Source organism: Vibrio sp. R10-SG3-ISO10, assembly GCF_059834185.1.
In genome coordinates this window covers 234,824-249,781 of the sequence record NZ_JCBDHG010000017.1, presented here as the reverse complement: position 1 = coordinate 249,781, position 14,958 = coordinate 234,824, and the positions used below count along the sequence as shown (strand labels likewise).

16 protein-coding genes are annotated in these 14,958 nt (G+C 43.8%); 1 reads left to right on the top strand and 15 read right to left on the bottom strand.

Going from position 1 to position 14,958, the window contains the following annotated elements:
* Nucleotides 1–4: 4 nt before the first annotated feature.
* From AC6R16_RS09170 to AC6R16_RS09160, 3 genes are all read right to left on the bottom strand, one after another.
* The gene (locus tag AC6R16_RS09170; protein ID WP_500674201.1) at nucleotides 5–538 is read right to left on the bottom strand and encodes a TRAP transporter small permease subunit; all 534 of its coding nucleotides are present in this window, start codon (nucleotides 536–538) and stop codon (nucleotides 5–7) included.
* 112 nt (nucleotides 539–650) lie between these two features.
* On the bottom strand, nucleotides 651–1,697 hold the full coding sequence (locus tag AC6R16_RS09165; protein WP_500642227.1) for a TRAP transporter substrate-binding protein: 1,047 nt from the start codon (nucleotides 1,695–1,697) through the stop codon (nucleotides 651–653).
* A gap of 451 nt (nucleotides 1,698–2,148) precedes the next feature.
* Nucleotides 2,149–2,523 carry a MarR family transcriptional regulator gene (locus AC6R16_RS09160; protein ID WP_171321467.1) on the bottom strand — a complete coding sequence of 125 codons (375 nt, stop codon included), beginning with the start codon at nucleotides 2,521–2,523 and terminating at the stop codon, nucleotides 2,149–2,151.
* Between the two features lie 221 nt (nucleotides 2,524–2,744).
* Between AC6R16_RS09160 and AC6R16_RS09155 the strand changes: the two genes are divergently transcribed.
* Nucleotides 2,745–3,413: a DUF2982 domain-containing protein gene (locus tag AC6R16_RS09155; RefSeq protein ID WP_500674200.1), complete on the top strand. Its 669-nt coding sequence runs from the start codon at nucleotides 2,745–2,747 to the stop codon at nucleotides 3,411–3,413.
* 46 nt (nucleotides 3,414–3,459) lie between these two features.
* Here the strand turns inward: AC6R16_RS09155 and AC6R16_RS09150 are convergent, their stop codons facing one another.
* From AC6R16_RS09150 to AC6R16_RS09095, 12 genes are all read right to left on the bottom strand, one after another.
* Entirely contained in the window at nucleotides 3,460–4,116 is a 657-nt protein-coding gene (locus AC6R16_RS09150) for an MBL fold metallo-hydrolase (protein WP_004743871.1), read from the bottom strand.
* Between the two features lie 77 nt (nucleotides 4,117–4,193).
* Nucleotides 4,194–4,736 carry a peptidoglycan L,D-endopeptidase MepK gene (gene mepK / locus AC6R16_RS09145; protein ID WP_500641985.1) on the bottom strand — a complete coding sequence of 181 codons (543 nt, stop codon included), beginning with the start codon at nucleotides 4,734–4,736 and terminating at the stop codon, nucleotides 4,194–4,196.
* Between the two features lie 183 nt (nucleotides 4,737–4,919).
* Nucleotides 4,920–6,491, bottom strand: coding sequence for a L,D-transpeptidase family protein (locus AC6R16_RS09140; protein WP_500674199.1), 1,572 nt, complete (start codon nucleotides 6,489–6,491; stop codon nucleotides 4,920–4,922).
* A 108-nt stretch (nucleotides 6,492–6,599) separates the two neighbouring features.
* Nucleotides 6,600–7,676 (bottom strand): DUF1513 domain-containing protein, encoded by a 1,077-nt coding sequence (locus tag AC6R16_RS09135; RefSeq protein ID WP_500674198.1) that lies wholly within the window; start codon nucleotides 7,674–7,676, stop codon nucleotides 6,600–6,602.
* A complete protein-coding gene (locus AC6R16_RS09130) occupies nucleotides 7,666–8,697 on the bottom strand; it encodes an imelysin family protein (protein WP_500674197.1) in 1,032 nt (343 codons plus the stop codon). The genes AC6R16_RS09135 and AC6R16_RS09130 overlap by 11 nt, the downstream gene beginning before the upstream one ends.
* A gap of 9 nt (nucleotides 8,698–8,706) precedes the next feature.
* Entirely contained in the window at nucleotides 8,707–10,098 is a 1,392-nt protein-coding gene (locus AC6R16_RS09125; RefSeq protein ID WP_500674196.1) for a di-heme oxidoreductase family protein, read from the bottom strand.
* Nucleotides 10,099–10,217: 119 nt separating this feature from the next.
* On the bottom strand, nucleotides 10,218–11,480 hold the full coding sequence (locus AC6R16_RS09120; RefSeq protein ID WP_500674195.1) for an imelysin family protein: 1,263 nt from the start codon (nucleotides 11,478–11,480) through the stop codon (nucleotides 10,218–10,220).
* A gap of 168 nt (nucleotides 11,481–11,648) precedes the next feature.
* On the bottom strand, nucleotides 11,649–12,296 hold the full coding sequence (locus AC6R16_RS09115) for a GTP cyclohydrolase II (RefSeq protein WP_500641979.1): 648 nt from the start codon (nucleotides 12,294–12,296) through the stop codon (nucleotides 11,649–11,651).
* A 162-nt stretch (nucleotides 12,297–12,458) separates the two neighbouring features.
* Nucleotides 12,459–12,632 carry a hypothetical protein gene (locus tag AC6R16_RS09110; RefSeq protein WP_500641978.1) on the bottom strand — a complete coding sequence of 58 codons (174 nt, stop codon included), beginning with the start codon at nucleotides 12,630–12,632 and terminating at the stop codon, nucleotides 12,459–12,461.
* A gap of 180 nt (nucleotides 12,633–12,812) precedes the next feature.
* Nucleotides 12,813–13,772, bottom strand: a complete 960-nt coding sequence (locus AC6R16_RS09105; protein ID WP_500674194.1) for a GGDEF domain-containing protein — start codon at nucleotides 13,770–13,772, stop codon at nucleotides 12,813–12,815.
* 104 nt (nucleotides 13,773–13,876) lie between these two features.
* Nucleotides 13,877–14,350 carry a DUF2947 domain-containing protein gene (locus AC6R16_RS09100; RefSeq protein ID WP_500641976.1) on the bottom strand — a complete coding sequence of 158 codons (474 nt, stop codon included), beginning with the start codon at nucleotides 14,348–14,350 and terminating at the stop codon, nucleotides 13,877–13,879.
* A 19-nt stretch (nucleotides 14,351–14,369) separates the two neighbouring features.
* Entirely contained in the window at nucleotides 14,370–14,957 is a 588-nt protein-coding gene (locus tag AC6R16_RS09095) for an HD domain-containing protein (RefSeq protein ID WP_500674193.1), read from the bottom strand.
* Between the last annotated feature and the right edge of the window lies 1 nt (nucleotide 14,958).

Sequence of the window (14,958 nt, the reverse complement as noted above, 5' to 3'; positions counted from 1 at the left end):
TCCTTTATTTGCGTTCTTGCGAGTAGACAAGGTGTGGATTGACGATTCTATTTAATGAGTGCAGCAGTAAGCCAACGCCGCTGATTGCCATAAAGAAAAATGACAATGGGATCATCGCTTTAATAATCCAGCGGTAAGGTAAGCCACCCGGGTCACCTGAAGTTTCACCTAACGCATAGCTTTCTTTGGCAAAGTCGATCCCGTAGTAAGCCACTAGTAAGCAAAATGGCAAAAGGAAGACTAGCGTCCCAAGCAAATCGATAATCGCTTGAGCTCGATTTGATAGACGTTCATAGAAGAGATCGACTCGAACATGACCACCTGCTTTAACTGCGTAAGGAACACCAAGTAGGAATACTGCTGAGAACAGATGCCACTCCATTTCCTGAAACGCTATGGAAACATCGTTAAACGCATAACGCATCACAACGTCATAGACGACATTCGCCAGTAGCAAGATAAATAATATGCTTGATAACCATCCTAGGAAGTCACCAAAGCGATTAAATACTCGCTCGATATAGATTAGGCTTCTCATTCCCTACTCCATGGAATTTTGAATATGCGCCACTATGAATGTGTGGCGCTTTTAAATGATAAGTTTTCTTGGGCTTTAGAATAGGTGACAATGTCACCTATTCTATTTATTGTTATTGAGCTTGGCTGTTTAGGTACGCGCGGTGAGAAATGTCAGTCCACGAACGTACTTGCTTAAGGTAGTCAGCTTGAGATTTTTGAATCTCTTTCGCTAACTCGTCTTTCTCTGCATGTTTCGCTAGCAGACGACCGTTTGCTTCACGAAGTGCGTTCATCACTTCTGGCGGGAAGTCTTTAACTTGAACATCAGGGTATTCTGACTTAATAGATACCCAGTTCTTACCACTTTCGTGAGTTGCTTGAGTGTACATATCGTAAGCGGCGGTACGCATTGCGACACGTAGAATTTCACGAAGATCTTCTGGTAGACGCTCATAGGTACGCTTATTTACTAGGAACTGCAGTTCTGAGCCTGGCTCATGCCAACCTGTGTAGTAGTAAGGTGCAATTTTGTGGAAGCCCATACGAAGGTCAAGAGATGGACCTACCCACTCCAGTGCATCGATCGTACGACGCTCTAGAGAAGTATAAAGCTCACCCGGTGCAATGTTGGTTGGCTTAGCGCCTAGCTCTGCTAGGATCTCGCCCGCGAAACCAGGGATACGCATTTTCAGACCCTGTAAATCTTCAACCGAGTTGATTTCTTTTTGGAACCAACCACCCATCTGAATATCGGTGTTACCACCAGGGAAAGAGAGAAGGTTATGTGGAGAATAAACTTGCTCCATCAGCTCCATACCACCACCATGATAGAACCATGCGTATTGCTCCGCTGGGGTCATACCAAACGGCATAGAAGTGAAGTAAAGGGTGTTCGGTACTTTACCTTTCCAATAATAAGAACCAGAGTGCCCTAGGTCGTACTGCCCTGATTTCACCATATCGAAAATACCGAGCGGCGCTTTGTGCTTATTGGCTGAATCAATAGTGATAACTAGTCGACCATTTGACATTTTCTCTGCCATTGCGGCCATGTTCTTAGTTGCATCACCAAATACTGGGAAGTTTGGCCCCCAAGTCTCAGCCAACTTAAGCTTATACACTTTGTCAGGTTGGCTAGCTTGCTTACTTTCTTGCTTACTTTCTTCACCACACCCCATCAGCAATGCTGATGCCGTGATAACGGCTATGCTGCTCTGAACAACTTTTCTAAGAGATGAATTTAATGATCTCATGTTCACGTCCTTTGTTAACGGGTCATACCTTTTTGGGCATGTTCTATTTCTCATACAGAGTGGTTCATCAATAACCAATATGAAATAGGCGCGAACACGCACTGGTTTTAACAACAAAGATGACGTATAGACGAAAAAACTACGTAGTATTACGTAGGAAATACGCCCTAAAAACTAAATTAATCATATAGATCAGCTAGATAAAGATAATCACCAAAATTGACGATTACAGATTCTACGTAGTTATGTGCACAAGAAAGAATTGATGAAAAATGTGACAAAAGTATTAAACATAATTTATAGAAATGAAAAAGCCCCGACACTGTCGAGGCTCCGAAGGTGCTAGAATCCAATTAAATGGATTTGCTAGTGGCAATTAAACTGCTTTATAGATAACTTTGTTGCCAGCTAGTTGCTCTTTAACCACTAGGTTTTCTTCTAGAAGTTTCTTAAGAGCGCCTGTTGCCCAAGATGCTGCTTTAGCGTCTTCTTGACCAGCCGCTAGGCCGATACCTTTCGGGTTGATACCTTCAGCGTTGTTAACAACGATATCTAGAACTTGTTGCTGCTTTGGAGTAAGCGCAACGTCAGTTGTTTTAGCTGCTGCTACAACTTTCTCCGCTGCTGGTTTTACAGCTACTTTCTTCTCAACTGCAGGCTTAGCTTTCTTTGTCGCTTCAACGTTCGCAACTGTCGCTTTAATGCGTTTTTGCAGTTTAAGCTGCACTTTACGCTTGTGAGCAAGTCTCATCGAGTATTTCTCCATTTCACTGCATACGGAGCAGTGGTGAAAATTTGAAGCGCGATTTATACCAAAAATTTGCTCGCATTTACAGGGTATGAGCGGCTTTATGCCACAAAAATACGCGATACAGCGACATGCGACTACAATTTAATCAATAACCCAAGTGATCGAATCTTCAACTACTGATTATATAAACAGATGTATTTGTTGTTGTGAGAAAAGCCTGTATGCAAACCGTACACCTGACCAATCAACCCTTTGTTTTTTCATCTATCACAGTGAGATGGCTGAGTGGAATTTTCACGATTGGCTGTCTGTTTTTGCTGCTTTATGCGCCAGGTTGGCAACAAGCTCTACTGACCGCCATCGCGGTCGCGGCATTGATTGGATTTGGCTATGTGCTCATTCTAAAAAGCACCGTCAAGTTCACCCTTACCGCAACCCATTTCCAGCAACACTTGTTTAAAGGAGGCTGGGTCATACAGTGGAGCAACGTACAGAAAATTGGTATTTGTACCTATGAGCAAGATGGGTGGCATCAACCTTTGCCTTGGATTGGCATTAAACTCAAACACTACTCGCCCTACTTAACCAGCATCTGCCCGCGGATTGCTACGGAAATCTTACTCAGTCAGCGTGCGCTTTTATACCTTGGAGCTCGTCAACATCAGCAAGGTGAGCAGTTCGAGGACATCGTGCTCGACTCACACGCCTATCGCAATTCTGACGGAAAAGAGTTTAAAGGGCTGTTAGCTATGTTAGCGAACAGAATGAGATATCAGCGAGAGTATTATGACTATGATATTTTTATCTCAGCCAATGACCTTGACCGCTCACCAGAAGAATTTGTTGGCTTAGTGCGCCGATATCTTGCAGCGGCTGAAACTGAGGTATAAAAAAGGCCACAAACAGTGGCCTAGTTCGAAAGATCATTTCTACTGTTTAATACAGAGGCATTTCATCAGCAACAAATGGGTTTGATGCGCGCTCACGACCAAAGGTTGACTCAGGTCCATGGCCTGGCACGAAGCGAACTTCACTACCTAGCGGCCATAACTTACCTTTAATCGAAGCAATCAAAGTATCGAAGTCACCTTTAGGGAAATCGGTACGACCAACTGAGCCGTTAAACAGAACATCACCAACAAAAGCGAGCTTAGATTCCTCACTAAATAAAACCACATGACCTGGCGTGTGCCCCGGCGTATGAATAACATCCATAACCTGATTACCAAACGTGACTTGATCGCCATCGTTTAGCCATTGGTTTGGCTCAAAAGCTTCTGTTAGTGGGAAACCAAACATCTGGCTCTGCCCTTCTAGGCCTTGTAGCCAAAAGTTATCATCCTTATGAGGACCGACGATTTCCACGCCACCTAACTCACGAGATAAAGGCTCTGTTCCGCCAACATGGTCGAGGTGACCATGAGTTAAAACAAGATTAACAACCTTCACACCAAGCTCTTTGATCAGCATTGCTAGTTGTTTAACATCACCACCGGGATCGACAACAATGCCTTCCATGGTTTCATCACACCAAACAATGGAGCAGTTCTGAGAAAAAGAAGTAACAGGAACGACTTGGTACTTAAGTGACATAGCTTAACCTTGATATAAATCTAAACTGGCTGAACTATGACACTTGCCCGCCATTTTGACAACTCTGAACAAGAAGTTTACGCCCAGTAGCGAACCGGCCCTGTATCGATGTGAACAAAGTTACTCTTGGGATAATAGCCCACCCCGCCAAACTTAAGCTCACGTGCGACATCTCGAACTTGTTTTAGGTTGACTCCATCAAGACGAAAATCTATCGCTTGACCTAGCATGTGGTAGCTCTTCTTTGCCACACCGCTCGACTTACCGCGTAGTGCCTCGTTTGTTGCAGGCGAACGATAACCAGAGATGATTTGTACTTCAGCTTCGACGCCGAGCTCTTTTTGAATTTGGCTGATATGATCGAATAAGCGCTTGTCCATCGCGTGCACTTCATTGCGTCTAAAGTCACGGCATAGATGATTCAAACGGCCAAGCTCTTTGTCGATATAGTTGTTACCATCGAAATAACACGTTTCAAGCGCTTCGCGGGTATGTAGGTTGGTTAAGGCTAATGAGCGAGGTTGATCCGGATAAGATGCCCAAGCCACACTTGGTGCACAACTCGCTACGACTAAACCACTTCCGGCCAGCTTAATAAAATCTCGTCGGGATAATGCCACTTTAAATTTCCTTCACAATCTTGTTGCCCTAACGTGTCAAACGGCGACACTACCGAACTCTATTGTGAAGTGCAAATGCATAAAACATGCTCAAAGTCGCATTGTATTCGCTATTTTTTGCTTAACTATTGAACCTATTAATAAAATTAGTTTTGGAAAATAAACGTAAAGAGTCTGTCAATTCTAGCCCTTTGTGTAACGAAATCTGTCTAGGCGGTAAATATCTTCCCTGTAGTGGACATTCCCTTCCTCATACCATGCCGTTTGATAAATGATATGTACCGGAATACGACTTTTTAGCGGAATCGAATGATTGGAGATAGGCTCTACTGGCTCACTCTCTTGCGCGGTATCTTCCTCCTCGATGTTTAGCCCTTGAGATTCAAGCAAGGTCACCGCAAATAAATCAGCGTTCTCTACTCGGATACACCCAGAGCTAAACGCCCTTTGTGTCTCATCAAATAACCCTTTGCTCGGTGTGTCGTGGAGGTAAATGGCACGTCGATTAGGCGTATTGAATTTATACAACCCCAACGCATTAACATTACCGGACAGCTGTGTCATTCGATATGGGAACGAACTCGGTCGTAAGTTCTCCCAATCAATTTCTTCGGGGTTAATCACCTCGCTAGAACCCCATTTAGGCACAATCTTAATATTTTGACGAGTGAGATACTCAACGTCTTCCTTCACTTTTGGAATGATATCTTCCACCATAATCTTCCACGGCACATTCCAGGTTGGATTCAAGATGAGCGAATCTAATTTGGTGTTCATAACAGGTGTCGGTCGACCTTTGCGCCCCACCACCACTTTAGATTCAAATAGTTGCTCCCCTTGTGCCCAGTACTTCATTTCAAAGCTTGGGACATTAACTACGATGATGGTGTCGCGTTGATTTGGCCAGTATCGAATCCGCTCTGCATTAATTGCTAGCGTAGATAATCGCTTTTCGATTGGTAGATTTAGCCACTTGATCGTATCAGGGCCAATAATGCCGTCTTCCTTTAAGCCATGGAGTCGCTGAAATTGTTTAATTGCGGTCTCTAGCGTGCTGTCAAACCAAGTGACATCCTTTCTGACATCAATCAGATCAACATCCACTACCTCTAGTCGCTGCAGTAATGTTTCTCTATTGGTGAGCTTGTCCCCTACTTGCTTTAATCCTTGTTGCACGTACAAAGGGGTATCCAACTTCTGAAACTTAATCAGATGGAGATAGGTATCGATCAGGTACTGGTAGCCAGCAGAATCGGGGGTGTAACGGTCAATAAGACCGCCTAATGATTGCTGCGCAATTGCTCGATGGGTAGCAATCAATGAACTATTTGGCGGCAGCGGTAAGGTGCGGGCCATTTTCTTGTCGAAGAACCACTTGTTGCCGCTGTTTTTGGAGTTCTCCGCATAACTTAAATAGAGAAGTAAAGTGTCCGTTGCAAGTACATCGTATTCAAACCAGCGATTACTCTTTCGATAAAACTGCAAATAGCTAAGTTGACGAGAGAACAGAGAACTAAAACTGGCGTGATGAATAACCTCTAATTGAAACTCCAGCTTGCTGCTCTGCTGGAGATCAAACCAAATCATCTGAGAATCATTGTTGCGGTAAATGTCTTCGACGACAGCGGGGTATTGAAGTAAACGGTGCAGTTGACTGTCAGGTTCAAGCCAACCGATTTGAGTAAAGTATTGCGAGGCATAGGTCGTCGAAGGTGCTAGGCACAGTACTAATAACCAACAAGTCCATTTTCCCATTGCTTCAACCTCCGCCATACTCTGAATATAAAGTATGGCAGAGTTAAACAGTGACTGTATGACTTGTTTTTGAAACTTTCGTTGGTCTCTCTAAAAACACATGAATTATTAACTAATTACCGACCAATGATTGTCCCACTGAATACCAGAGCGGACCACTTGCTTATTGCCTGGCTGACGTTGGCTAACGACTCCCCCAGCACCCGAACTTACCTTAAAGGTCTCGCCTTGCACAACAACACCTGAGGCATCAGGTAACGGAGAAAGCTCAACTATCTGTTGGGTATGTTTAGACCAAATACCGTAGCAATTACCACGAGGTGACGTGGCTAAGATCCAGTCTTTTGTTGCAGCAATACTCGCAATGTAATGATTAAAACGTGCCCACTGTTCCGGTTCCGCATGAAGAGAGACTAACTCGCCTCCTTTAGTATGCATCGCAAGTAGAGAAGGATACTCGTCGGGCTCTCCTCGGTATTGCTGGCCACACAAAACCGTCTCAGATCCATCATGCGCTAAGTGGCGAATACTCAGCTTATGGTCACTCAAGCCCACTTGTTCAACCAACTCTCCATTGCGGTCCAAATAACTCAGGCTCGGGGTCATCGAGTCTAAGTTGAGTGGCTCTCTTCCATTAGTGTGAACGCCACCAACCCCTATCACGAGTGAATCATCTGGCATGACAATCACTTCATGGGGCCCCAAACCGAACCCAGTAAACTCTGCGACCTTTTCATATCCTGCGATGACATCGTAAACACCGATAATACCTCGGCTCGTCCCCCGCTCACCTTCGGTTGCATAGAGCCATTTTCCGTCATTGGAGTACACACCATGACCATAATAATGCCGTTTATTATCGGCAGGTCTGAGCTTAATTGACTCCCCTGTCTGATAGTCAAACACTTGGAAATAAGTACCTGGTCTGCGTGCAAAAGCAACGGCATGCCTTAGCGCCGAATTCGAAGCAACACCATGACCACGTTCAGGCAACGGCACTTGACGAATCGGCAAACCATGTTGGTCGGCTACCACAGCATTAAAACGGTCGCGGCCCGAGATTGAACAACCAATTAACGTTGGCGTAGTGCTTTGCGTCGACGTCGAAACACAACCAACCAACGGGTAAGCCGCTCCTAAAAGAGCGGCCTTAAGTAGTGAACGTCTTGTGTTATCAGTCACCATCGGTTGCGTTAAACCCTATAATAACGCCCAATTCAATCGCGACTTCCTCGTGGATCAAATACTTAAGCTGTTCTAACTTGTTGTACTGTGAGTAAGCCTTCTGGTATCCCTGTTTAGTTTGCAACATATCGAATAGACTTTCATCGCCCGGCCATGTTTCAACTGTCATCGCAAACTGATTGGAAATACTGTCTGCTAGCGTCGCTTTGCCTTTTTCACGCAACAAAGCGTCTAAACCCTTTCCGTTGGCAAAATAGAGCGCTTGCATTGCTTCAACATTAGCTTTCAAGTTTTGCATAGAAGTTTCTGAGCGCCATGACTCAGCAAAGTACGGACGTGGCTTACCAAATTTGGCCAGCGGACGGCTCATCTTTTTCATGCTGTAATCAAGCTGGTTCGATAACAGTGCGATATACTCTGATTCCCACTGTTTTTCATTAAGACCGACCCAAGGATTGATTGCCCAAGCTTGGGCGATTTTCCCAGCATTCAACTCAATGTTAGCGCTAATAGCTTGAGCAGTTTCACATGTCTGAGGATTGCCCGTCAGGTTTGACGCTTTGTCATACAGCAACCACTCAATAGAACCTAGCCCCTGCACTGTCACACTCTGAAGTGCAATATCTTGCTGAGCCCAAGCTTTAGGTTGCTTGATCAAACTGCTCATCTTGCGACCAGTGGTGTTTTTCTTATCTGGCCAAAATTGAATATTCCAGCTTTGAGCCAATGCCGCTTCTGGGCCACGCTCTTGCCCTTGTAACGCCATCCACGCAAGCATGGTTTGATGCCACTGCTGTTTAACCATATTCAGGTCAGAAGTAGAAGCGCAGTAGCCTGAAACTGACTGTGCCAACTTAGCCGATTCATCCTTAAAGGCGTGTGCTGACGCGAACTCCACCTCATACACTCCTTGGCTAAGATGGTTGGTGCTTTGAGGCTGTCTATCTTCTGGTTGTGAAGTTTGACAACCAGCAATAGCAATGACAGCCGCAGCGACTAATACATAATGCTTTTGTTTCATCATCGAATCCTATAAAGAGTTGAGGAAAGCAATCAGTGCTTCTCTCTCTTTCTGGTTGAATTTCAACACTTTCTGTTTTGCTATTTCTGCTTCACCACCATGCCAAAGCACGGCTTCCATCAGGTTGCGCGCTCGACCATCGTGTAAGAAATAGGTGTGATCATTGACTTCTTTCGTGTAACCAATACCCCATAAAGGTTGAGTTCGCCACTCTTGACCATTAGCAAGATATTCTGGACGGTTATCCGCTAAGCCAGGCCCCATATCGTGGAGTAACATATCGGTATATGGATGAATGGTTTGGTTGGACAATGCAGGTAAACCTTCGCGATTTCCGGTTTTCACATTCGTTTTGTGGCAGCTATCACAGCCAACTTTGGCAAACAGTTCCTGACCAAGTTTCACCTCTGGTTTGTCGACATTACGACGAATTGGCACAGCTAAGTGCTGCGAGTAAAACTCTACAAAATCAAGAATATTGTCGCTGACTTCAGGTGAACCGCCATTAGGTAGATCATCACAGATAGACTGTTTAGAAGTACAATTTTCGTTGGGAAACAAGTTACTGGTTAAGCCCACATCCCCATTAAATGCCGCGGCATTCTGCTGCATTAGATTTGGTTGACCCGCTTTCCATCCAAAACGACCAATGGCAAAATCATTCGCACGCACATCCCAAACAACATTGACCTTGCCCGAAATTCCGTCACCATTCTTGTCTTGTTCATCTACCCAAGCTTTCAGTGTTTCATCCGGGATACTTTCAAGAAGACCTAAACCTATCATTGGAGGCGCAACGCGGGCCGACATCTGCGTATCTGGATGCATATCGCCGTAGCCAAGGTTCGTAATGGATAAGTCGGGTTTACGTAGCGTGACCACTGTACCATCAGCAAATGTCACTGGAACATCAGTATAGGTAATTTCGATCGTGCCTTCTGGAGTTTGATCTTGCAGCGCAAAATCTTGTAGCTGACCACCATAGGTCGGCTCAGGAATGACGCCATCTTTGATAAAGGCTTTCTTTTGCTCTGGCGTCATTGCTGGAATGCTTAAACGCACCAACATGGAAACCGCGTGAATATCACCCTCTTCTGGTGGATGTCCGCGACCATCTTTGATGTGGCAGTTTTGGCAACCATTGGTATTGAACAAAGGCCCTAAACCATCACGTGCATCTGTAGACGCTGGTGCCTGAACCCAAGGGTTACGAAAGAAGCTGTTACCAACACTAAAGTCTAAGCGCTTAGACATAGGGAGGTTACCAGCAGGAAGTGAGAAAGCATTCGCACCGTCTTTTTTAACTGATGTACCACCACCAGATTTAATATCATAGGCAATGGCAGAAGAGGTGCTAACAGCGAGAAGGCTTGCTAGGACAGTTTTCGTGTACAACTTCATACGAGGACTCTCAAAAGGGAATAACCAGACTTTTTAAATGGGAATAGTTCTCAAAAACACAGCGAGTAATAAACGGCAAAAGGGCTCAAATGAGCCCTTTGTTTTTTGTTCGTTCTAGTTTAGAACTCGTGATCAGCTGTATCTGGATTTAAGCTGTTAATACCAACGATTTTAGCTGCACGCTCAATCTGAGCTGTTTGTGCAACTAAAGACATAATCGTTTCATTCACCAGTGCGTTACCTTGCGTGTTACCCGCAGCGATAAGTTGGTCGAAGTACTGACCTTTCTTTTCTGCTGAAGTCACAAGTTGTCCTACTTGAGCACGTGTAACGTCAAACTGCTTCTGAATTTCTTTTGCCGCTTGCTTGTCTTTTTGTGCCACAAGATCATTGATGCTTGGACCAGAAAGTAGCGTACCATCTTCACGTTTGTAGATACCTGTATAAACGTTGTAGATACCTTGCTCGTTGTAGTAGTGAGAGTTATGAGTGTTGTCAGAGAAACAATCGTGTTCATCTTCCGTTGAGTTTGCTTCTAGAGCAACCTTCATACGTTCACCCGCAAGCTCACCTAGAGAAAGTGAACCCATACCGAACAGCATCTTACGAAGACCGTTATCTGCTGACTCGTTTAGAAGTTCTTCACGGTAATTACCTTTAACGTCTGAAGACCACTGCTTTTCCATCCACTCTAGATCTTGAACTAGCAAACCAGCAGCGGCTTTTAGGAAATCACCACGACGGTCACAGTTGTCGTTTGTACACTCAGCACCAACAACGAAATCAGTGTAAGCGCGTTGACCTGCACCAGCATTAGTACCGTTTAGATCCTGACCCCAAAGTAGGAATTCAATTGCGTGGTAACCAGAAGCGACGTTGGCTTCAGAACCGCCAACTTCGTTTAGGTCAGCGATCAACTCAGGAGTGATTTTCGCAACATCTAGCGTTGAAGCACCAATGGTTAGCTTTTGGTTAGCTACGATGTTGGCATTTGCACCTTCGTTGCCAAGCTCATATTGGTAGTCTGCTGATACATAGTCGATTAGACCTTCATCTAGAGGCCATGCGTTTAGTTGACCTTCCCAATCATCAACAATCGCGTTACCAAAACGGAATACTTCAGACTGTTGGTACGGTACGCGAGACGCAAGCCACACTTGCTTCACTTCTTCAAATTTAGCTGCTGTTGGGTTAGAGAGGAAAGATTCTATTGATTTATCCAAAGCTCTAGCGGTACTGAGTGAGTCAGCAAAAACTGCGTGAGCTACATCAGCGTAGTGCTCAACAACCTGTTCTTTGGTTACGTTTGCCGCAAAAGCTGAACCGCTAGCGATAAGTAGTGAAGCTGCTACAGATTGAGCTAATAGAGATTTTACATTCATTGAAAAAGCATCCTTGTTGAGCTTAATAATTATTCTATATTCTTAGTGCTAATTATTCTCATTTGCACTATTAGTTTCGAATAATACAAACTTACAATTTTTTTGCAAGCAGGAAACAAAAAAGCCTCACAAAAGTGAGGCTTTTATCAACATAGGCAGCTCAATAGCTTAAACGTCGAGGTTATGCTTTCCGTGAGATATTTTGGCTTTAAGGTAATTCTCATTACCGTCCTTAACATGCGCTAAGGTATTGACAACCTCTTCGATCTCAATGCCATGTTGCTTAAGATCACGAATCTTTTTAGGGTTGTTTGTCACTAAACGAATTCTTTCTACACCCAAAGCTTTCAACATCTGCGCAGCTTCAGTAAAGTCACGTAGATCATCACCAAACCCCAAGTGGTTGTTCGCTTCGTAGGTATTCATGCCCTCGCTTTGCAGCTTGTACGCATCAATCTTATTGTACAAACCGATACCACGACCTTCTTGTCTTAGATATAAAATAATCCCGCCAGACTCACCCATACGATTGATGGTTTCGTCTAACTGCTCACCACAATCACAGCGAGATGAATGGAATACGTCCCCAGTGAGGCATTCTGAATGCATGCGGACAAGTGGTGTCGCTTGAGCTTGATCCGCTTGTTTGAAGATAACGGCAACATGCTCTTTATCTGTATTCAAACCATGAAAGGAAAGCAACTCCGCATCAATGTTGCTCTTTGCACCTACTTTGAAGTCGACTCTGGCTCTTACTTCCGCCATATTTTTACTCACTTGAATCTCTGTCTTTATTATATCTGTCGCTGCATTCATCGAAATGCTCCGCTATGAAGTTAACTATGGGGACTATTACTCATCTTTTCAATGATTAGATCACAAAATGTTATATTATAACATTTTAACCTCAAGACAATAAAAAACCTCGATAACCTAAGTTACGAGGTTCATGAATCTTGTACCGTTAGCTTCAAGCAATTAGTCTTGTTGGTTTTTCCACACAGAAAGTGCTATCCAACAGGCCTCAAGTTCTCTGAGTTCTTCGTCAGTCAGCAAAGACAAAGTTGGCTTTGTTTGCGGTAGTGCATACGACTGTACCGCACTAATCTGAGCGTAAAAATCTTCGCGTAGTTGAGATAAATTCAAAGCCACTGCTTTTCCCTAAGACTCTAGTGATTTGTAAAAATAACGCGTTGGAAGCATTCGTCTAAATAATAATAACAAATTACATAATGGTCGCAAAAAATAGACAAATTATTGGGCTAAAAGTCACATTATTACTATGGATTTAATCTTTACTTTTCCTAAAGTTAGCATGATCAAAATGATCATTTAGAAGAGTTCTACGTCATTTCCTCCATTGTCATAACGATCTAAGCATTCTGCATCGAAGAAGTGTACTCGATTTCTTCCATGTTCTTTGACGTAGTAGAGTGCGCTGTCTGCGTGATCCAGTATAGTCGGCAAGTACTCGTGAGGTGTGATACCGCAAACACCACAGCTAAAGGTTAAGCTGTTAATTTGAGGAAATCTAAAAGATTCAATATGGAGGCGAAATCCATCAAGCGTAGTTCTACATTGCTCAACACTTTGTTGAGGTAACAGAATAACAAACTCTTCTCCACCATAGCGGAACAACTGTTCCTGTCCGGTGAAATAGTTGCTCATCTGCTGGGCAAACATCAATAGTATTTCATCGCCAATCATGTGACCAAAACGGTCATTCACTTGCTTAAAATGGTCTAAATCAATGATGGCAACCCAGGCAGTAATTTCGACTGGTGTATCAGGCATAACGTTAAAACAACGTGCTAAGCGCTCTTCTAGTGTCTTGCGATTCAACAATCCCGTCAGTTTGTCTCGCTCACTATCGTGTAAAACGGCTAAATAATTACGATAGATTTTCGCGAAACCATCAATCAATAACTCGTAGCTATTTGGACACTCTTGAAAAATCACGATGAGTTCGGCTGAGCTATCTTCAGAAACAGGAATGGGATGTGTCGAAACATATTGGCCCTTTTCATCAATAGAAGTCGTGGCCTTGTCGTTAAGGTGAGCACGATTACCGTTATAGACAGAAATAGAATCGTAAACCCAGTCAAACTCTTTCTGCCCGGGTGCTCGTGTTACCTTTGCAACTGTTTTTGCGGTGCTATTGATAAAGTAAGTCAACTCAATCGATTGGGCAGGTGTCATTTCTGCAAGTGTAGCGACAAGGCAATGACCTAGGGAAACCGAGTTACGTTGCTCTGTAATTTCAACGACAGATTGGATTATCTTATCTTCCATGACTTGTTCCATGTCACTTTGCGTCCATAGTCAAAGTATAGACAGACACTAAAAATATGAAACAGGTACCATAAAAAAGAGCAGCCTTCGCTGCTCTTTCCTTTCTATTTCCTGAAACCTAACTTTACGGTTCCTTGAGTATCGAACCAAAGTGCTTCCTTTCGGCGACGTCCAATTAAAATAGGACCATCATCATAGAATAAGAAGTTCTTCCAATGCTTCTTAAATACAGACCATTTCGTTTCGATAACATTGTATTTTTCATAGCAAAAATACACGGTCACATCATCTTGCCAGTCAATGAACTCTTCTAACTCGTGAGGCATGGCTTCTTCGTCCGCTTCCCATGCAGCCATCCAATCTATCGTTTGTTGCCAATTAGACTCTTTCATTGGCCAATCACTTGAACTTAAGCGTTCAGCATCAGGGCTTTGCGCGCTAATGTTCTCTTTCCACAATTGAGACGCGCGCGCCTGTGTCATTGGCTTAATTGCAGCCAAATCCTCTTCTGGCACAGGCATAGATTGATGGGTGAAAATCCATTTTCTTTGGTATTCATCCAAAGTTAGGTAAGACATTAATTTTCCTCTTAAAGCATTACGCTTTTAGCCAGCCTTTATTTGTGGCGTCGTCAATAATTTGTTTCGCTTTGTCCCACAGTGCCTGCGAGCCAAATTCAATTTTTTGATTGATGGTTAAAGCTTGGTGTCTTGTGACACCATGCTCTTGCCAGCTTTGTCCTTGATTATGATAGTTGAGCAGCATGGGAATAATTCTATCCAAAGCTTTAGCAAACTTTGCATCGGCAGTTTGCGCAGATTCAAACTCTAACCACAATTGCAACAGCGATTGTTCTTGTTCTGCGGGTAGCATACCAAACAGACGTTGCGCGGCATCGAGTTCCTTTTGCTCTTGTTCAGCGGTTGCGGCAACATCATAAACAAAGGTATCACCGGCATCAATTTCTACAACGTCATGGATCAGTAGCATCTTCACTACTCGCGCAATATCAACTGGCTCGTTAGCATGCTCTTCCATTAATATTGCCATCAATGCGACATGCCAACTGTGCTCAGCACTGTTTTCAAAACGTCCTTCGGCACTTTTTACCCGAGTCCGTCTTAACACCGACTTTAGTTGATCAAGCTCCATAAGTAACGCGAGTTGTTTCTCAAGTCGTTCCACT